The sequence below is a fragment of the Solibacillus sp. CAU 1738 genome (genome assembly GCF_039888725.1).
Taxonomy (GTDB): Bacteria; Bacillota; Bacilli; order Bacillales_A; family Planococcaceae; genus Metasolibacillus.
The window spans coordinates 434,566-454,623 of record NZ_JBDQQN010000003.1; the positions used below are offsets into that span (position 1 = coordinate 434,566).

General features: G+C 37.9%; 17 protein-coding genes. 14 read left to right on the forward strand and 3 right to left on the reverse strand.

Annotation, left to right across the window (positions count from 1 at the left end):
- Positions 1-10: 10 nt before the first annotated feature.
- From AAFN87_RS11590 to AAFN87_RS11615, 6 genes are all read left to right on the forward strand, one after another.
- Positions 11-850 carry a flagellar hook-basal body protein gene (locus tag AAFN87_RS11590; protein ID WP_347791222.1) on the forward strand — a complete coding sequence of 280 codons (840 nt, stop codon included), beginning with the start codon at positions 11-13 and terminating at the stop codon, positions 848-850.
- 20 nt (positions 851-870) lie between these two features.
- Positions 871-1,707: a flagellar hook-basal body protein gene (locus tag AAFN87_RS11595; RefSeq protein WP_347791223.1), complete on the forward strand. Its 837-nt coding sequence runs from the start codon at positions 871-873 to the stop codon at positions 1,705-1,707.
- Positions 1,708-1,726: 19 nt separating this feature from the next.
- A complete protein-coding gene (locus tag AAFN87_RS11600) occupies positions 1,727-2,011 on the forward strand; it encodes a DNA-directed RNA polymerase subunit beta (RefSeq protein WP_347791224.1) in 285 nt (94 codons plus the stop codon).
- 118 nt (positions 2,012-2,129) lie between these two features.
- Positions 2,130-2,567 (forward strand): 3-hydroxyacyl-ACP dehydratase FabZ, encoded by a 438-nt coding sequence (gene fabZ / locus AAFN87_RS11605; RefSeq protein WP_347791225.1) that lies wholly within the window; start codon positions 2,130-2,132, stop codon positions 2,565-2,567.
- 107 nt (positions 2,568-2,674) lie between these two features.
- On the forward strand, positions 2,675-3,058 hold the full coding sequence (locus AAFN87_RS11610; RefSeq protein ID WP_347791226.1) for a hypothetical protein: 384 nt from the start codon (positions 2,675-2,677) through the stop codon (positions 3,056-3,058).
- Positions 3,059-3,155: 97 nt separating this feature from the next.
- Entirely contained in the window at positions 3,156-3,542 is a 387-nt protein-coding gene (locus AAFN87_RS11615) for a hypothetical protein (RefSeq protein WP_347791227.1), read from the forward strand.
- Positions 3,543-3,967: 425 nt separating this feature from the next.
- Here the strand turns inward: AAFN87_RS11615 and AAFN87_RS11620 are convergent, their stop codons facing one another.
- Entirely contained in the window at positions 3,968-4,396 is a 429-nt protein-coding gene (locus tag AAFN87_RS11620; RefSeq protein ID WP_347791228.1) for a YwpF family protein, read from the reverse strand.
- 249 nt (positions 4,397-4,645) lie between these two features.
- Between AAFN87_RS11620 and AAFN87_RS11625 the strand changes: the two genes are divergently transcribed.
- Positions 4,646-5,071: a single-stranded DNA-binding protein gene (locus AAFN87_RS11625; RefSeq protein WP_347791229.1), complete on the forward strand. Its 426-nt coding sequence runs from the start codon at positions 4,646-4,648 to the stop codon at positions 5,069-5,071.
- Positions 5,072-5,323: 252 nt separating this feature from the next.
- Here AAFN87_RS11625 and AAFN87_RS11630 read toward each other — a convergent pair whose 3' ends face one another.
- A complete protein-coding gene (locus AAFN87_RS11630) occupies positions 5,324-8,068 on the reverse strand; it encodes a DEAD/DEAH box helicase (RefSeq protein ID WP_347791230.1) in 2,745 nt (914 codons plus the stop codon).
- 15 nt (positions 8,069-8,083) lie between these two features.
- A complete protein-coding gene (locus AAFN87_RS11635) occupies positions 8,084-9,649 on the reverse strand; it encodes a hypothetical protein (RefSeq protein WP_347791231.1) in 1,566 nt (521 codons plus the stop codon).
- Positions 9,650-9,973: 324 nt separating this feature from the next.
- Here AAFN87_RS11635 and AAFN87_RS11640 point away from each other — a divergent pair, with 324 nt between their 5' ends.
- The 7 genes from AAFN87_RS11640 to AAFN87_RS11670 all read left to right on the forward strand — a co-directional run bounded on the left by AAFN87_RS11640 (position 9,974) and on the right by AAFN87_RS11670 (position 19,995).
- The gene (locus AAFN87_RS11640) at positions 9,974-10,450 is read left to right on the forward strand and encodes an IDEAL domain-containing protein (RefSeq protein ID WP_347791232.1); all 477 of its coding nucleotides are present in this window, start codon (positions 9,974-9,976) and stop codon (positions 10,448-10,450) included.
- A gap of 113 nt (positions 10,451-10,563) precedes the next feature.
- A complete protein-coding gene (locus AAFN87_RS11645; protein WP_347791233.1) occupies positions 10,564-11,397 on the forward strand; it encodes a flagellin N-terminal helical domain-containing protein in 834 nt (277 codons plus the stop codon).
- Between the two features lie 461 nt (positions 11,398-11,858).
- A complete protein-coding gene (locus AAFN87_RS11650; protein ID WP_347791234.1) occupies positions 11,859-12,764 on the forward strand; it encodes a nuclease-related domain-containing protein in 906 nt (301 codons plus the stop codon).
- 111 nt (positions 12,765-12,875) lie between these two features.
- Positions 12,876-13,187 carry a hypothetical protein gene (locus AAFN87_RS11655; RefSeq protein WP_347791235.1) on the forward strand — a complete coding sequence of 104 codons (312 nt, stop codon included), beginning with the start codon at positions 12,876-12,878 and terminating at the stop codon, positions 13,185-13,187.
- A 230-nt stretch (positions 13,188-13,417) separates the two neighbouring features.
- Positions 13,418-14,689 carry a nucleotide sugar dehydrogenase gene (locus AAFN87_RS11660; RefSeq protein ID WP_347791236.1) on the forward strand — a complete coding sequence of 424 codons (1,272 nt, stop codon included), beginning with the start codon at positions 13,418-13,420 and terminating at the stop codon, positions 14,687-14,689.
- 166 nt (positions 14,690-14,855) lie between these two features.
- Positions 14,856-15,575 carry a WecB/TagA/CpsF family glycosyltransferase gene (locus AAFN87_RS11665; RefSeq protein WP_347791237.1) on the forward strand — a complete coding sequence of 240 codons (720 nt, stop codon included), beginning with the start codon at positions 14,856-14,858 and terminating at the stop codon, positions 15,573-15,575.
- A 1,069-nt stretch (positions 15,576-16,644) separates the two neighbouring features.
- Positions 16,645-19,995: an S-layer homology domain-containing protein gene (locus AAFN87_RS11670; protein ID WP_347791238.1), complete on the forward strand. Its 3,351-nt coding sequence runs from the start codon at positions 16,645-16,647 to the stop codon at positions 19,993-19,995.
- The last annotated feature ends 63 nt before the right edge of the window (positions 19,996-20,058 follow it).

The following is a 20,058-nucleotide window of genomic DNA, read 5'->3' on the forward strand; positions in this document are numbered from 1 at the left end:
GGTGAGCTTTTTGTTTAAAGGATTTTATACAGTTGCATCAGGAATGTTAGCACAGCAACGTCGCACAGAAATACTAACAAATAACATGGCAAACGCCAATACACCTGGCTTTAAAGCAGATCAGTCAACGATTCGCTCGTTTCCAGATATGATGATGTCAGCTATTAAATCTACAAATATTCCAACTGAAAAAGGTTTAGGCATTAAAACGGCAAATCCAATCGGTGCTTTAAATACTGGTGTATATTTACAAGAAACTATTGCAGACTATACGCAAGGCTCTTTGCGTGCGTCAGATTTGAAAACAGACGTGGCATTAGTTGACGGTCAGTTACCAGTAGATGAGGCATCAGGCAATAAAGGTGCCATTTATTTTCGATTAGAGCATCCATCAGGCGGTGAAGCATACACTCGTAACGGAAACTTCACATTAGATGGACAAGGCAACTTAGTAAACGGACAAGGCTTATACGTATTATCAAATACTGGGCAACGCATCCAGTTAGCAAATGATAATATTTCAATAACGGAAACAGGGGCTATCCTAGATGAAAATGGTGTACAAGTAGCGACTTTAGGAGTTTCCTTTGCAGCAAATCCAGACATATTAATGAAACAAGATAATGGTCTGTTCCGCATGTTAGATAATGGTGTATTGCCATCCGCTTACGGTCAAGATGGTGTCGTATTTGCGACGAAGCAAAATTTCTTAGAAAGCTCAAACGTAGATGCATCACGTTCTATGACAGAATTAATGACAGCATACCGCGCATTTGAAGCCAATCAAAAAGTACTGCAAGCTTACGACAGAAGTATGGAAAAAGCAGCAAATGAAATCGGTAAAGTATAATAGTAACGGAGGAATAATGCATGCTACGCACAATGCTCACAGCAACAAATACATTAACACAACTACAATCGCAGTTAGACAATATTAGTAATAACATAGCAAACAGCAGCACGCATGGTTATAAAGCAAAAGAAGCGCAATTCTCAGAGCTTTTATATCAACAGTTTAATAACGATAAGTTGGACAAGACTTTACGTCAATCACCTGTTGGTATTCGTTATGGAGTCGGTGCACACATCTCTCAAATTCAAGCAAATCAAAAGCAAGGCTCATTGCAAACGACAGATCGTGACTTAGATTTTGCATTTACAAAAGAAAATCAATACTTCAATATTTTAATGCCTGAGGGAGAAGGGCAACGTACAGTTTATACACGTCAAGGTGATTTCTATGTGTCGCCAATTGCCAATGGACAAGTAATGCTTGTCAATGGTGACGGTTATCCTGTAGCGGATAGTAATGGTAATGAAATTTACTTCCCTGACTTTGCTACAGACTTTACTCTTTCGCCAGAAGGGCAATTAAGCGTACACTATGCTAACGGACAAGTATTACCATTCAATTTAGCGGTGTCAGAGCTTCAAAAGCCTCAAGCAATGGAGCATGTATCTGGTACATATATAGGGCTACCTGCTAATTTAGTTGAGCTAGGGCTTACACAGGCAGATATTTTAACAGATTTACAAGGAACTGCTCGTTCTGAAATCGGATTACAAATAAGAACACTTGAAATGTCAAATGTCGATCTTTCAAAAGAAATGACAGACTTAATTGCTACGCAGCGTTCATATCAGTTCAATACACGTGCAGTAACAATTGCAGATCAAATGTTAGGTCTAATAAACGGCATTCGATAAGCACAAGGGAGAACAAATAATGACTAACGAATTAAAAGAGCAGAGAGAAGTAGAGCCGAAAAAAAGAAGAAGCAAAAAACAAAACGCAGCAGAGCAACTGGTGGAAACAAAAGGAACGCGCTGGGTGCAGATTCGATTAATTCCGATTTGGATCCGTATTCTTCTTGTGCTCATTTTAATAATCGTCGCAGCTATAGCTGGTGTCATAATTGGCTATGGCTATATTGGCAGTGGGGAGCCAGCAGATGCTTTAAAATGGAGTACATGGCAGCATATACTTGATATTATTGAAGGTAAAGAGTAAGGCAACGCGTATTTCCACGCTTGCCAAATTCTTTTCTTACTTTTAATTCGCTGTTTTTTATTTATAAAATTCGGCAAAGATAAAATTATACATAATCGGGGACTAATGGGGGAAATCTATGTTAAACGCAGAACAAATCCAAGCAATTTTACCACATCGCTATCCATTTTTATTTGTTGATCGAATCATTGAAGTAGAAGATGGAAAACGCGCAGTAGGAATTAAAAATGTCTCAATTAATGAAGATTTTTTCAATGGACATTTTCCTGGCTATCCAGTAATGCCGGGAGTATTAATTGTAGAGGCACTGGCGCAAGTTGGTGGTGTCGCACTGCTTAATGCAGAACAAAACAAAGGTAGGCTAGCCTTTTTAACCGGAATTGACAATTGCCGTTTCAAACGTCAAGTTGTACCAGGTGACCAATTAAAATTAGAAGTAGAATTTGTGAAGCTTCGTGGACAAATGGGTAAAGGTCACGGTGTTGCTACTGTAGATGGCGAATTAGTTTGTGAAGCAGATATTTTATTCGCCCTAGGTCCAGTTCAACCAAAATAACAACTAATTTGCTTTTATCCGCTAATGGTTATAGAATATAAAGGTTAAAATGTTTCATACATGTATGTACGAAAGGTTGGCTTTAAACGTAGGAGGTTTAATATTAGATGTATAAACAACTGTCTTCAGGCGTCAAAATAAGCATTACTAGATCGATTTCAACGTCATTTGAATCATATTTAGCGAGCATTGGTTGGGATGAAGAGCAATTTTCAATAGAAGATTTCGTCGCAAGCTGGCAAAAATATTTTACAGAGAGTGCTGCTTGGTTCGATAAAGTGCCTCAAGAAGTTTTAGAAAGCACAGAATTTCATGAAGAAATTGCTAAAAAAATTGATGAAGTGATTGCAAAAATATTGAACGAAGAACCAACTGAAAAGCAGATCGAGTCAATCGAAGAAATGCAAAAGCAGCTTGGTACAAATTACACATATGGTTGCAAAGCAGAAGCAGCTTATGTTGAGCAATTATTAAAAGAAAAATTAAATTAGTACGATAAAATTTTCGGATAGTTCCTTCCCTTCTCGGGTACTCTAATGAACGATCAAGTATTGATCACATGAGTCCAATGAAAGGAGGGAATTTTTTATGTGGAAAGGTTTGTTCATCGCGTCTATGCTAGGTACAGTGTTATTAGCGGGGTGTAATACAAATAATGAAGCGCTAAATCACGAAACACCTATGCAAGATGTTCGTAATGGGGTGAATGATGTCATTGATCATAACAATGTTAGGGATTATAATACCGCGCCCAGAAATGAAACGGTAAATCCAAATACCACCAATCCTGTTAACCCTACAGTGCCTGGAACAGGTAATGGGGTAAATAACGGCACGATTAACAATGGCGTCAACGGAACTACGACTGATAAATATGTTGCGCCAAATGGCACAGTAGAAGAACGAGTTATAGAAAAAAATGGCAACGGCGTTGAAGTTGACGTTCATGAGCGTAATAATGTAAATAATAAGTAATCGAAAAAAGAAGCTGTTCCGAAAGTGAGCAATATACTCCTTTTGGGACAGTTTTTATGCGGATTTACGAGTGGATCTTCCTAATTTTATGAACATTAATGATTACGGTAAGTGCATGAGGTGTACAACAATTCTCTACGGGGCTGCCTGCCATCACACCTTAACGAAAAAACACTAAAACTAATTTTTTATAAAGAAAATAAAATAAAAGCTAAAAAGACCATTTGGCGGAATTGAGATACAATATATTTTTAAATAAGCGCCAGTGACACTTATTTAAAAATAAGCCCTATATCATTTTTGAAAAATCAAGAAATGCTGAAGTAAATTGCAGCTGTTTTTATTTTTTCTATATCGAATAAATTCCACTCGGCGTAATTTCTACATAAAAAAACCAGAAGCGTCTAGGGGACGTTTCTGGTTTTTTAATTGGGTGAAATAATTTTCGGACGTTTTAGCATACCTTGCTCAAAGCGAATGAGAAGTTCCTTATTCGATAATCCTTCAGCAAGTAACTGCTGTAGTAAAAGCTCAGCATATCGATTTCGGCGTGCTTTAATTTTACCCTTTAGTAACACCGAAACATGATCGCCAATGTTTTTCATTGAGGAAACTACGAGTGAAAATGGCGCTGGTTCATTATCAGGAAAAGAAATAACTGCGCGTGCATCAAAAACATCTCCAGTTGCTTGTAGCTTTTCAAAAATGGTGCGATGTTGTGAAGGAATAAATAGCTCCAGCACCCACGATTGATGACTATTTTCCTGATTAATAATTAATCCGTCAGTAATCGGAATCGTTTGTTCGCCATCTTCAGATAATAGATCAAAAGACATCATTTTAAACGTTTTCAAGCAGTTCCCTCCCTTTTGTAGCATATATTTCATTATAACATACGAAAAATGCGAAACTTCTTAATTAGTATAATTCACAAAAGTGTCATCAGGACAAGGGAATGAGGTACATAAAAAGTTGAATAATTTATTATTTCATGTCGAAATTTCGATTTTAGACAGCAGATAATTCACCAAATATGACGTTTGCGCCTTTGCCAAAAATGCGTTACATCAAGTATGCTAGTGCAAAGAAACGGAGGTGAATAAATGAATCAGATCGGGCTTGTTGGACGCTTAACAAAAGATCCTCTTCTCAGGCAACTATCTGAAACGAGAATACAGACAAGCTTTGTATTAGCGATTAATCGGAACTTTCGAAATAGCCAAGGCAGTGTTGATGCAGATTATGTATTGTGTGTGGCATGGGGAAAATTAGCACAACGCATAGCAAAATATTGCGGCAAAGGCTCATTAATCGGTATTAATGGACGTTTACAGTCTCGTTCTTATTTGAACAAAGACAATATTCGTATATTTACGATGGAAGTTGTTGCTGAGGATGTCCGATTTTACGCATTAAAATCTCGTGATGAGAGTCTTATCCCGCCAATGGAGTCCGCGGGGGAGGAGCCACACGGAGAAGAACATTTTATTTTACCGGAAACAGAAGAAGCTTTACCAATTACGACGTAAGAAAAAAATTATTAAGAACCAGTTTTGCTATCAAAAAATGTGTAAAGGGGTGGTTCAACAAGCTGCTGAGACCGCACAGCAGAATATCTTATTCTCCTATTACTTAAAATTTGCTATCTAACAACTAAATATTGTAGAGAACCGAAAAAGCGTCCCATCTTTAGGCGCGAAGATAGGACGCTTCTTTATTAGTAAAGAGTAAAAATTTTTTTGAGCTGAAACACCGTCTAGGCATTCGTGAAAACGCTTTTCTTAGTCAAGTGTCATAAGTTCGAGTAATTCCTCGTCTTGCAATTCAGTTAACCATTGGCTTGATTGAATTAACTCCTCGGAAAGTGCAGATTTCATTGTCAGCATTTTATCAATTTTTTCCTCGATGGTCCCTATTGTCATAAACTTATGCACTTGCACAAATTGTGTTTGACCAATACGATATGCACGGTCCGTCGCTTGATTTTCGACAGCTGGGTTCCACCAGCGATCTGCGTGTAAAACATGATTCGCTGCAGTTAAATTTAGACCTGTACCACCTGCTTTTAATGACAGCAAGAATATCGGGAATTCGCCTGCTTGGAATGCTTCAACTAAATTATCACGTTGCTGCTTTGGCATACTACCTGTTAAAAATGGCACATCAATATTATATAATTCCGAGAAGCAATGCTGCAGTATTTTGCCCATTCCGATATACTGTGTAAAGATCAGACATTGTTCGCCATTTGCTACAATTTCTGCGGATAACTCAACAATCCGTTTGACTTTAACAGAACGCTTTAACATTGTTTCGGCGTCATCATAAGGCTCTTTTAAATAGAGCGCGGGATGATTACATAGCTGCTTTAATTTATTCAGCATTTTTAAAATACGGCCTTTTTTCTCAAAGCCTGTTAAATTTTCAAGTTGAGCGGTTGTATCTTCAATATACCCCTCATAGAGCGCGGCTTGCTCACTCGTTAATGGACAAAATTCCTTCGTTTCCTGTTTATCAGGTAAATTTAGCATTAAATCAGGATCACGTTTCGTACGACGCAGTAAAAACGGACGAATTTTTGCACGTAATTCAGTTTTATGTTGTTCAGAATCATCACGTTCAATAGGCAAAATAAACTGCTCTTGGAATTTACCAAAGCTACCTAAATAGCCTTTATGAATGAAATCAAAAATTGCCCATAGCTCAGATAAGCGATTTTCTACTGGTGTACCTGTTAGTGCGATATGGTGTTCACCATGCAGTTTGCGAATAGAGCGTGATTGCAATGTTTGCATATTTTTTATATTCTGTGCTTCATCTAAAATAACAGTTGACCAATTTACGTGTTGCAAAAAGTCTGCATCTTGCGATATTGTCCCGTACGTCGATAAAATAATATGTGGTTGCTCCGCTTGAACAAACTGTGTGAACGCCTCTTCTTTTAAGCGATTGGCACTGTAATGCGTATGCACTTTAAGTGACGGGGCAAAGCGGGCAAGCTCTTTTTGCCAGTTGCCTAAAACAGAAGTAGGGCAAATAATAATCGCAGGATTTGTCACGTTTAGCTCGTAGAATGTATATAATAAATAACTAATCGTTTGGACCGTTTTCCCGAGACCCATATCATCTGCTAGGCAAGCACCAAATTTTTGCTCGCGCATAAAAACAAGCCATTCAAATCCTTGTTGCTGATACGGACGCAATGTTGCTTGTAAGTGATTTGGCGTTTCTACAGCAGGTAAGCCTTGTTTTTCCTGAAGCTGCTGTAAATAATTTTGTAGCGATTTTTGCATTTCAAAAGCAAAGAAAGGATCGTCTCGTTCGGCATCATCCTCATCATCCTCTAGTGGGGCAGAGAATGATTCCGGTAACTCGCGGAATAATAATTCACGTACCGTCCAGTTTTCTTCATCTGCTTGCGCCATTAATTCACGCATTTCCGTCATCCAGTTAGCATCAATGCGGAACCATTCTGTACCAATGCGCACAAATTCACGTTTTTCTTCCACTAGCTTCCTAAATTGCTCTGCTGATATTTCCTCGCCATTCATCGAGAATTGCCATTTAAACGTTAAAATATCATCAAGACCTGCTACTTTTCGTGTAGATGTGTTACCTGCACTAACACGAACACGCATTTTCGATTGTTTTAATTCCTTCAACCAAGCAGGCAAAATAATTTCAAAGCCGAGCGCCTGTAATTTTGCCAAATCATCTCGCAAAAATAGCTTCACTTGTGGGTCTGTTAACGGCAAATAAATAAAATACGCAGGATCTACATATACATCTTCTACAGTGAGCAATTCGCTCATTTGCTGCTGCATTTGTACAATATCATCTGCAAGTGTTACCCATTTTTCCGGTAATGCATGCTCCACTTGTAGGGCACGTTTTCGTACTGCTGGTGTCCAGTGCTTGCCAGTAAGCGGTATTAAAATCGTTTCTAATAACCAAAGCTCGCTCATTTCCTCAGGCTCGCTTAAACGCAGTGCAACTTTAACGCCTCCTGTTTGACGTTCTGTTTGTAATGGCCAGCCTCCGTTTTCAAAGAACGGGAGCAGTACTTCGATTTGGCCCATTTCAAGACCTGCACTAGTTAGCTTCTGTGTAACGGCGGTCGATAAAATATTGTTTTCGTGTCCCGAAAAGCTAAGAGTGCCATCTACTATACTTGCTGTTTGCCAAAGATGTTCACTTGTCCATTGCGGAATTAATAATTCAAAAGATGCAATGAGCTTTTCGGATTGTGCATCTGCTCCTGTAATGGCTAAAAAGGGGTGCTTATAAACAGGCGATAACACATCGAGTAACTCCATTGCTGATAATGTAATATCTCGCTCAGCTAAAGGAATGGTAAGACCGAAATAATTTGCTTCGTATTTATAAAAAAGTTGTTGCACCCAGCTTTCAGGTGGTGAAATAAGCCCATCCTCATGCAATGCCATCACTGAATAAAAGCCATTTTGTAGCGGCTCAATTTTCAAACGAAGTGATTTCACAAAAGGGGGCGTTAACTGTAAATCCATTATAAAAAATCCTCCTTATGTGAGATTGCCTTTATCTAGCTCTTCTTGCAATGCGCGTAGTCGTTTATATTGCATGCGTACCGTTTCAATATAGTTCGTCCAGTAAGTTGTTTTACCAGCTTTTTTCGCTGCAGATTTCATCGCTTTCCAAATCCGAACCGCTTGCTTATAGTTCATACGCGATTTTTGACGGACTTCTTCAAGCGCATAGTAATGATAGAGCGGGAGCGTCACACTAGGCGCGGCAGTTACTACGGTTTTTAATCCACATGCCTCTAAATAAGGAATTGAAGAAGGATATAGCTGATGCAGTGCAGCCCATTCTTCAAATCGTTCTTTTTTTAGTAAATAATCAGAATAGGGTTGAATGCCATATCGACCAAATGCAGCATAAAGCATTAGCTCTTCCTGTTCATTTAAGTCAATTTCGGCATAAAATTTATTTATTCCTTTAACAAATAGCTGGCGTTGTTGTGGTGCGAGAATTTCGTGTATGAATGGTGCTAAATGAGGCAAAATAGCTTTTAACAAAATCGGTGTTGCCTCACGATGTTGATTTACTGAAAATTGTACAATCGACAAATAACTGCTCAGTTGTTCAGGTTGGATGTCTTTAAGGTGTAATTGTAGCATGTCATCATTTTTTAATAAGATGTAAAAAATCGTCGGTGCAGCTTGAAGTGGGAAATCAGTTTCCACACGAATGTTTTCTATAATGGCGAGCTCTTGCTTATAGCGATTTTTTTCTGTAAACACTTTATCCCATAAAAGAAGATAAAAATTAAGGCGCTTAGTCGGAATACCTTTCTGCTGACATAATAGCTCTCGAACGCTTTCTTGGATAGCATCGTAAAATGGATCGGTCGCAAATAATCGCGATTTTGCACCGAGCTCTTCTACGAGTCCGCAAATAATATCGAATCGTTTATCAATCGCATATTCAAAATAATCGTTTTGTACAGGTGAGTTTGTTTTATTTAAATGTGCCCATATTTTATTTAAAACAGCGAGCTCCATAAATAATTTAAAGAGCGGCTGCCATTCCCGTTCGAAAGGCATATAGCGACGTAGCTTAGCATGAGCAGTTTCTATTGTGGATGAGAATAAATAGCTTTCAATCCGTTCATTACCATGTAAAATATGAGCCAACACTTCATCGACCATATACTGCCAGCTTTCCGGACTTCTTTCGGTTGCTAATAAATCTAGCTGGACATTTTTCTTCGCTCGCCATTTACTTGCCCAATCTTGAACGGAGCCAATATATTGATAAAGGCCGAGTAGCACACCGAGTTGATGGCGGCATTGTTGTGTTTGTGAGCATGTACACGTTATATTCCCTTTATCAAAGTCAATTGTTACTTCAGCGGGGCGCACATCTTGTACAGCTGCAAATAATATCTCCTTATAAGGGATAAAGCGTTCAAATATGACGGATTTATTGCGTACTGAAAAAACAGCGCGGCGCACAAGCTCTTCATCTTCTTGTGATGCTGGCTGTAGAGTACGTTCCATAATATCTAATTGCGCTTGAATAAACGCCGAATGACGCCTTGCAACATCTGAAATAGATAAAGCCATAGTATCTCTCCTAAAAAAGTCGTTCCTTTCATTATACTGTGAAAATGGAATTCACGTAAATGGAAGAGCTTTTTTAAGAATTTTTTTAAATGGAGATGATTGAAATGACTTATTGGTGGGGAAAGTAGTAATAAGCAATTTCGATACTGTTTACACAAGAAATATTGGATAATTATCCTTAGATTAAGCTTTATTACCTATAAAAGTACGGTGTTTACTTAATTTCCACTATAGCCTTGTTGTTTATTGTAACTATTTACCCATCAGTTAATATGTGTTATTATTGGAAAAATCAGAATATTATAAAGTGAGGAGGGAGCATTTATGATTCATGTACAGTATTTGAAGCCATTTTATACGAAATTGTCAGGTACAACAATACGCCTCGTTTTTGCATATCAATATTTCTCAATTACGAAAGACGATGAAACATTCCACTTCATTCCAATTGAAGGGAAGGAAATGGTTGTGAATTTAAATACGATGCAAGTTGAAAATTTATCGGAAGTATTTGTATTCCAGCGTGGCAATCGTTTTATTCGTTTACCACTTTATCAGCTATTACTCGTATCAAACGTACATGAGCATTTAATGCCAATATTGGAAAATGCAACGCAGCAAGCACAGCCAGTTGAAGATGTAGCACATGAAATAGATAGTGAAACTGCTGAATTGATTTTTTTGATGGAAGAACAAAATTTGGCACGTCTTATTGATGAAGCACTTGCGGATCGCAATGAAGCGTTATTCCATGACTTAATGATAGAAAGGGCCAAATTTCACGGAGGTTACGCAACTTGAAACTAAATAGCATTTAACAAAGCACCTTATGATTCATTTGAGGGGTGCTTTTTTTGTTTAAACATTCAGGAAATAATCCGATATTACTATAAAATGGGAGGAGGGGAGTATTGATGCTAGGAAAGTGGAGTGCAACAGGTTATTCGATATTAAATAGTATGAATCGTCACTATGGTGCTGCAAGTAAGGCACTGCTGCGTATTTCAACAGGCTACCGCATTAATAGTGCTGCGGATGATCCAGCAGGTTTGGCGATTTCTGAAAAAATGCGCGCACAAATTCGTGGTCTCAATATGGCGGGTAAAAATATTCAAGACGGTATTTCGCTTGTGCAAACTGCTGAAGGCGCACTAAACGAGACACATGCAATGATTCAGCGTATGCGTGAACTCGCTATTCAAGCTGCGAATGATACATTAACCGATCGCGACCGCGAGTTGATCAACATCGAATTCCAGCAGTTGAAAGAGGAGATTACACGCTCTGCACAACAAACGGAATTTAATACGAAAGGGTTATTAACGGGCGAATACGAAAATAACCCAATAAAAATTCCAGCAGGTGCGAATGCGGGGCAATCGATTGACATTTACATCGGTGGTGTCAATTCTGCACAGCTCGGTATTGACGACCTAGACATTTCCACAAGAGAAAACGCAGATAAAGCAATCGCTGGATTAGATGATGCCCTTCATCAAGTCTCGAAAGAACGTTCTCGCCTCGGTGCATATCAAAATCGAATGGAGCACGCGTATAATAATGTGATGAATACAGCAGAAAACTTAACAGCGGCCGAATCACGAATTCGCGATGCCGATATTGCAGAGGAAATGATGAACTATGTCAAGGCGAATATTTTACTACAAGCGAGTCAATACGTCTTACGCCTCCACATGCAGCAAGCCCAGTCTGTGTTGATGTTGCTTGATACGGGACGGAAAAGGTAGGATTTCTTTGTTTAGCGCGCGTATATTTAAATAGAAATAACTGATGTCATTCTTCTTGATTGTTCCTCACTTTGCGTCTTGTAAAGGAGGATTTTTTTGTTTAATGGAGTGGAAAGTGAACTTAAACCCGTGGAAAGCGCACGCAGTCGGGTAGAAAGCGAACGCAAGCAGGGGGAAGCGAACGCAAGCCCGAGGAAAGCGCACGCAAGCAGATGAAAAGCGCACAGTCAGTCGGAAAGCGAACGCAAGCCCAAGGAAAGCGAACACAAGCGGGTGAAAAGCGCACAGTCAGCCGGAAAGTGAACGCAGGCCCAAGGAAAGTGAACGCAAACCAGGAGTATATCCTTTTCACTAAAATTGCACTTAAGTTGAATGCTATGTGTCAGTACTTTGTAATATTTTGTAACTTATTTTATCAGCATTGCTTATCCTTTCTTTGCGTTTTTTGAAGGAGGATTTTTTTGTACCCCTCGTTATTTATCCAAGGTTTATCTGCACTTACTAAACGCTTACATGTTCAGCACGATAAATGTAAGCAAATCCAAGAAGAACTCAATCGCTCTCTAAGCGGGGAGCATGGAGAACTACATGTTTATTCAATCCTGAAAAATTTACAAAAAGAAACTACGATTTTGCAAAATGTTTATGTTAACGGTCAGCAAATTGATCTACTTCTACTTTTGCCAAGCTTTTGTGTCGTGTTTGAAGTTAAAAATATAAAAGGAAAGCTTCGATTTATGCAAAATCCTCGTCAGCTCATTCGTACAAATAATGACGGTAGTGAGGATATATTTCAAAGCCCAGAAAGTCAATTAGAGCAAAATATTGCCGCAGTACAAACTTTTTTCGAGCAACACCATATACCAATCCCCATTTTTTATGCAATAGCATTTCCCTTTCATAATGTTAGTTTTATAGAAGTTGGTAAGACACCAATCGTAATCGGCCGCGAAGTTTTGAATTTTGTACGGAATATAGGGACATATCCTGCGCAAATTAATGTAACGTTAGTAGGAAATTTACTGCGTCGTGATTCCAACCCGTGGCATCGTTTTCCACTTTGTGATTATTATAAAATCGATGTACGAGATATATTGTGCGGTCCGGAATGTCCAAGCTGCCACACGATTCCAATGAAACGTGTGCGCTATACATGGAAGTGTAATCAGTGTGGCATAACGAATCAATCTGCGCATATTCAAGCGCTAATCGATTATCGTATGTTAATTAGTGAAACGATTACTGTTAGGGAAGCGAAGGAATATTTAGGGTTACGAAACCGATATGAAGCAATTCGAATGTTAAATAAACATTCTCTTGAAAAGATAGGTATGAATCGCAGTACAAAATACAAACTAAAATTATAAAACGTTCATTGTTGAGGAACCAGCTAATGTTGAATAAAATAAGTTAGTTTTTGTTAGTGAGGATTAGGAAAGTTTAAATTATTGTACTGTTTGAAAAGCGAACACAACCAAGTGGAAAGTGAACGCAGCCGAGTAGAAAGTGCACGCAAGTCTGGGGAAAGTGCACACAACCAGATAGAAAGCGAACGCAAGCAAGTGGAAAGTGAACACAACCAAGTGAAAAGTGAACGCAAGCCTAGGGAAAGCGCACATAACCTGATAAAAAGCGCACACGGCCTGGCCGAAAGCGAACTCAACCAGCTACAAACCGCACAGTTAAAGGATGGCGCCCAATATTTTGGTGACCTTAGAACAAATTCACAACCAATCACCCGAAATCTACAAAATCAATTCACACGGCGCGCGGAAAGTTGTATACTGTAAAGCAGGATAATTTCGCTTTTTGCATACTTTCTTATTAAATGGAACAACTTACATATAAGAAACGTTAATAAAAATGTGGAGCAACTTGCTGAACTCGAATTCGACACTGAACACGGTGATACACCCGAGCTCGACCTCAATTTCGTGGACGCCAGGTTAGAAGCGAATTATAAATAATTATTTTAACTACTATACACATTAGTTCTCAAGCGTGAAAGGAAGTAACGAAAATGAAAAAATCAATTTGTGTCGTAGGCTTAGGATATATTGGTTTACCAACGGCAGTAATGTTTGCAAATAACGGTGTAAAGGTACACGGTGTTGACTTAAATCCAGCTGCTGTGAAAAGTATTCAAGAAAAGCAACTACACATTGAAGAAAACGGGTTACAAGAACGTTTAAATAAAGCGGTCGATGAAGGATTTTTAACAGCCTCAACGACACCGCAGCAAGCAGATGTGTTTATTATAGCGGTGCCGTCACCGATCAATCCAGATAATACAGCAAACTTAGAATACGTACGGGAAGCAACTGCTTCAATCGTACCATTCATTAAAGAGGGCGATTTAGTAATTTTAGAATCAACTGTACCTCCGAAAACAGTAGAAAATATTATGCTACCTGAATTAGTGAAGTCTGGGTTAGAAATTGGTACGCAGCTTTATGTAGCACACTCACCAGAACGTGTAATTCCGGGGCGCATTTTTGAGGAATTAACAAATAATGACCGTATTGTTGGCGGCATTAATCAAAAATCTTCTGAGCTAACAAAAGAACTATACAAAACATTTGTTGAAGGGGAAATCCATTTAACAGATGCAACTACTGCTGAGTTAGTAAAAGTTATGGAAAACACATATCGTGATGTTAATATTGCATTTGCGAATGAATTAGCGAAAATGGCAGAAAAGCTACATGTGAACATTTGGGAGGCAATTAAATTTGCGAACTATCACCCACGTGTCAACGTTCACTTCCCAGGACCAGGTGTTGGTGGACACTGTATCGCAGTCGATCCGTGGTTTTTAGTTGAACTTGGTGGCGATCAGGCGCAAATTATTCACCTATCTCGTAATACGAATGATTCAATGCCAAGCTATACAGCACAAAAAACACAGGCAATCCTTAATAAAAATGGTATTGCGGGCGCAACAGTTGGTGTATTTGGTCTAGCTTTCAAAGGGAATGTTGACGATATGCGTGAAAGCCCGTCTACAATTGTTATAGATGAGCTGCAAAAATTAGGTTTAAATGTTATGTCATACGATCCGCATATTAAAGAAAATAAACATGCAACGCAAACTCAGAACTTTGAAGAAGTGACAGCTGCGGCAGATATTTTATTATTCTTAACGGACCACAATGAATTTAAAGCATTAGATCCGCAAAAAATCGTAACGAAAAACAAAATCGTCTTTGATACGAAGAACTGCCTAAATCGTGATATTTGGGAACAAGCAGGCTTCCAGTTCCACTTACTAGGCGACGCGAAAAACGTATAGTTATGAAATGAAGGCAGTGCGTGCTTAGCGCACTGCCATCTGTTTTTAATGTACATAGAGAGTTTATTTTGCGGGATGCGCACATACTTAATAAAACTAAACGCAAGAACAAGTAAAGTAAACAAATCATCCACCACCCATAACTAATAAGAAAGGCGGACAATATATGAAAGAAACTGTACTCGGTATTAAAGTAAATACGGAAAACTACGATGAGTTATTGCCTAAAGTGTTTGAACGTATCGAAACAAAACAAAAATCACTAATTGTTGCCATTAATCCTGAGAAGATTATTAAAGCGAAGGAAGATCCGTCACTTAAAACACTACTCAATAATGCGGAGTTTCAAATTCCAGATGGGATTGGTGTCATCCTTGCGTCTAAAATTCAAAAGGGGCAAATTACATCGCGTGTTACAGGTGTCGATATGATGATGCGTCTTTGTGAGGAAGCAGCAAAACGTCAGAAACCGATTTTTCTATACGGCGGGAAGCCAGGGGTAGCGGATAAAGCTGCCGACAAACTTCGACAATTATACCCAAGCATCCAAATTGCTGGTACACAAGATGGCTATGAAAAGGATAACGATAAAGTCATTGAAAAAATTAATGAGGCAAAACCGGATGTACTATTTGTTGCAATGGGTTCGCCAAAGCAGGAGAACTGGATTAACGCTAATCGTGATCAATTACACCCAACAATTTATCAAGGGGTAGGAGGATCATTTGATGTACTTGCGGGCACTGTGAAGCGTGCACCAGAAGCATTCCAAAAAGTAGGGATGGAATGGTTTTATCGTTTAATGAAAGAACCTCACCGCATAAAACGACAAATTGCGCTACCACTCTTCCTATTAGAAGTGGCGCGGAGTTCGAAGCAGAAGTAACTTGAAATCAAAAAAAATCTTATGTAATTTTTGTAATATTTGATTGTTAAATTGTAATGTAAGTGTTACACTGAATTCAGAAGTAAGATTTCCTCTATGATTATACAGAGACTTTAAAATTTTTCCCTGCAAGGAAAAACGGTTGGTAGCCCGAGAAGAAGACTTAAGCAGCATATGCTTAAGTCTTCTTCTTTTTATCCGGTTATCACCAGTATGCAAAATTCAAACAGGAAAGATACCACAATGCAACCTTTGAAAAAGATTGGTGATGTATTAGATGGTTTCTGACAAAGAACTATAAAGGATTATTAAATCCACTTGATGTTGCGTTTACTACGGATAGTCATTGTACGCAATAAAGACGATATTGATCAAGTAAAGGAAAGCAAGCTAAGATCACCGCGTAGTGTGTACTTCACGATTGAACACATAACAAGAATAGAATATTTAAGCTGCCTTTAATGAAGCAGGATATGGGAACTGGCCATATCCTGCTTTTTTGTATAGGAGGTTAAAAAGCTATGAATTTTTCAAATATCTGAAAGGGATATGAAAAAGTCGATCATAGACAAATTTTTCTATGCATAAAAAGAAAAGTAATGAAATAGACTAACTTTGACGTCAAAAACTATCAAAATGAAAAAATATAATTTAAAATCATTATATTTTAAAAGTAAATATATAGTAATTTAAAATAGTTAAAAAAACCGAAGAAAACGTTGGTATAATAACCTTTATTTAGGTATTCTATACCCAACTAAAAACCTAAAACCCACGATATTCCATCGTTAGTAAATATATTGATATACTAACCGCGTAATAACCTTAAAGAAAATGTTGTTTTATAGAGTGATACTGTGTCATAATGGAAGAAATTTTAAGTTATCCGAAAATACAATATGTTCATAGTTTAAATGCGATAATTCAGGTTAATTATGGATTAATTGCTAAAAAATGATTGACATTGTAATTGTATACTACTAGAATTTATGTGTAGTTAGTTTTTCTACGCTATTTTCGTAGTGGATAACTAAAATATTATTTTGACTTATGAGGAGGAAATTTTTCAATGGCTAACCAACCAAAGAAATACAAAAAATTCGTAGCAACAGCTGCGACAGCTACATTAGTAGCATCTGCTATCGTACCAGTTGCTTCAGCAGCATCTTTATCAGACGTTGCAGGCAACACACATGAAGCAGCAATCAACGCATTAGTTGATGCTGGCGTAATCAATGGATATGCTGACGGCACATTCAAACCTAACAAAACTTTAACTCGTTCTGACGTAGTTAAATTATTAGGTAAGTACTTAGTTTCTGAAGGTTATGAAGTACCAACAGACTACAAAACAAACCCACGCTTCAGCGATTTATCTTCTTCTTCAAACGAAGAATTATTAAAATACGCTGCAGTAGTTGCTGACAACGGAGTATTCTCTGGATCTAACGGCAAATTATTAGCTGGTGATAACATCACTCGTGAAAACATGGCTGTAGTACTTGTACGTATGGTTAACACTTTACACGGCACTAGTCTTGAAGAGTATGTAGCTTCTCAAAGCTTCTCTCGTGAAGTAACTGACTTAAACGCTGCAAAAGCTGAAGCTCGTACTGCTATCGATGTATTAGACTTCTTCGATATTACAAGTGCTAAAGTGTTCAACCCTAAAGGTTCAACAACTCGCGGTCAATTCGCAACATTTTTAAATAATACAATCAACGCTGACTTCACAGGTGCTGCTGCTACTACAGGTTCTATTAAAGTAATTAATAACACAACTGTTGAAGTAACTTTAGATGAAGAAATCGGCAACATCGAAGACTACAAATTTAAAATTGAAGGTCTTGACGTTACAAACGTTGCGAAAAAACAAGCTAGCAGCAAAACTGTAGTATTAACTACTGCTGCACAAACAGGCGACAAAGAATACGTTGTATCTTTAAACGGTAAAGAAATTGGCAAGTTTAAAGGTGTATCTGCTGTATTACCAACTAAAGTTGAATTAGTTTCATCATCAGTACAAGGTAAACTAGGTCAACAAGTAGCGGTACAAGCAAAAGTAACTGTAGCTGAAGGTCAATCTAAAGCTGGCATCCCTGTTACTTTCTCAATCCCAGGTAACAACAATGATGGTGTTCGCCCAACAGTTACTGGTGAAGCTTTAACAAATGATGAAGGTATCGCAACATTCACTTATACTCGTTACGGTGCAGGCCCTGATACAGTAACTGCTTATGCAACTGGGGATCGCTCTAAATTTGCTATCGGTTACGTATTCTGGGGTGTTGATACAATCCTTGATATTAAAGAAGTAACAGAAGGCGCTACAATCAACAACGGTGCTAACAAAACTTATAAAGTAACTTACAAACACCCAGAAACTGGTCTTCCAGTATCGAACCAAACATTCAACGTTGGTTTTGTTGAAAACATGAATGTAACTTCTGATAAAGTTGCGAACGCTACAGTAAACGGTGTTCAAGCATTACAATTAAGCAATGGTACTTCTTTAGAAGCAGCTACAATTACTACAGATTCTAAAGGTGAAGCAACATTTACAGTTTCAGGAACTAATGCTGCTGTAACTCCAGTAGTTTATGCATTAAACAACGTTACTGGTGAATCTAATAAAACTTATAAAGCTAGTGCCTTACAAACATCAGCTTCTAAAGTGACATTTGGTGCTGTTCAAGCTGAGTACAAAATCGAGTTAACTCGTGAAGGTGGCGAAGTTGCTGCTACTGGCGCAACTAATGGTCGCGAATACAAAGTTATCGTAAAAGATAAAGACGGTAAAGTAGCTAAAAATGAAATCGTAAACGTAGCGTTTAACGAAGATTTAGACCGCGTGATTTCAACTAATACTCAATCGAAATTTGTAAATGAAGATGATGAAGTATTCTATTCAACTACTCCAGTAAATGGAATGTCAGATAAACAAATTTCTGTAAAAACAAATGATAAAGGTGAAGCAACATTTGTTATCGGTTCAGATAAATTAAATGACTACGCTACACCAGTTGCATGGATCGATATTAACACTGCAAACGCTAAACAAGGAACACTTGATGAAGGTGAACCAAAAGCTGTTGCACCAATTTCTTACTTCCAAGCTGCATACCTTGATGGTTCTGCAATTAAATCGTACAAATCAACTGATCTTTCAAAAGCTGTAACTAAGTTTGATGGTACTGATACGGCAGTATTCAAAGCAGAATTAGTAAACCAAAGCGGAAAGAAAATGGCTAATACTGACGTTAAGAAAGCAACTTATACAATTTACAATACTGGTGCTAATGATATTGTAGTAGAAAATCAAGTTATTTCACCAAATCGTAGCTATACAGTAACTTATGAAGCAACTTTATCTTCTACAGGAACTGTTGTTGTACCTGCTAAAAACTTAGAAGTTACTTCAGTTGATGGGAAAACTACAGATGTTAAAGTAATTGCAACTGGTATTGCAATTAATACAGATGGCAAAGACTATGCATTTACTTCTAAAGAAGCAACTGCTACATTCACTTCAACTACAGAAGTACCAAACAACTATACAGGTGTTATTGAAGCAATCAACACTTCAAGCCAAACATTAAAATTTGCAAACAAAAAAGCTGTTTCAATTAAAGACGCTAAATTCTTTGGTAGCAATGGGGCAGAACTTGCTGATTTCAATGCTTTTGTTAATGAGTTAAAAGCAGCTGCTCTGGCTAGTGAAGGTGTTATCGCTACTTACCTAAAAGATTCTGAAGGTAAAGTAACAGTTAAAATTGTACGTACACATTCTGGTACACCAGTTGTGAAATTTGACGAAAAATCGTCTACATTAAAAACTGCAGCAATTACTAAACAACCAGCTGCTGGAACTCCAATTACTGTTGCGTCTGCAGATGTTGCATTTGTTGACATAGCTACTGTTGGTAGCAAGATTGAAGTTAATGGTCTGGTTTACCAATATGCTCCAGGAGCTGCGGCAACAGAAGAACTATATTACCAATCAGCTGTAGATTTAGCTACAAAAATTACTGCAGCTAATAAAGATGTAACAGCTACAGTAGTTGGTGCGAATGTTGTTTTAACTGGTAAAGCGGATGGTTCTCAATTTACTTATAAAGTAAATGCTCGTACTGCAGTTACAACTATTAATGGTGTACCAGGAGTAGTAGGAAATGGACAACAAATTACTTTAACATTCTCAAGTAGCTTAAATGCAACTGCGGGTGACGATGTTAAATTCAATGGTGTAGCTGTAAATGGTACTGTAGCTTCTGTAAGTGGTTCAACAATTGTTATTGAGCTTAACTCAGGAGTAACTGTTACTTCAGGTACTACAGTAACTGCTTTAGTAATTGGTACTAACAACGATATTAAAGTACCTACTGGCGCAGATGTAATTACTATTACAAATAACTTCTAATAAATATTTGTTTTAAACAGATATTGAAGTGATTATAAAAAGCTTTGCGATTTTATCGCAAAG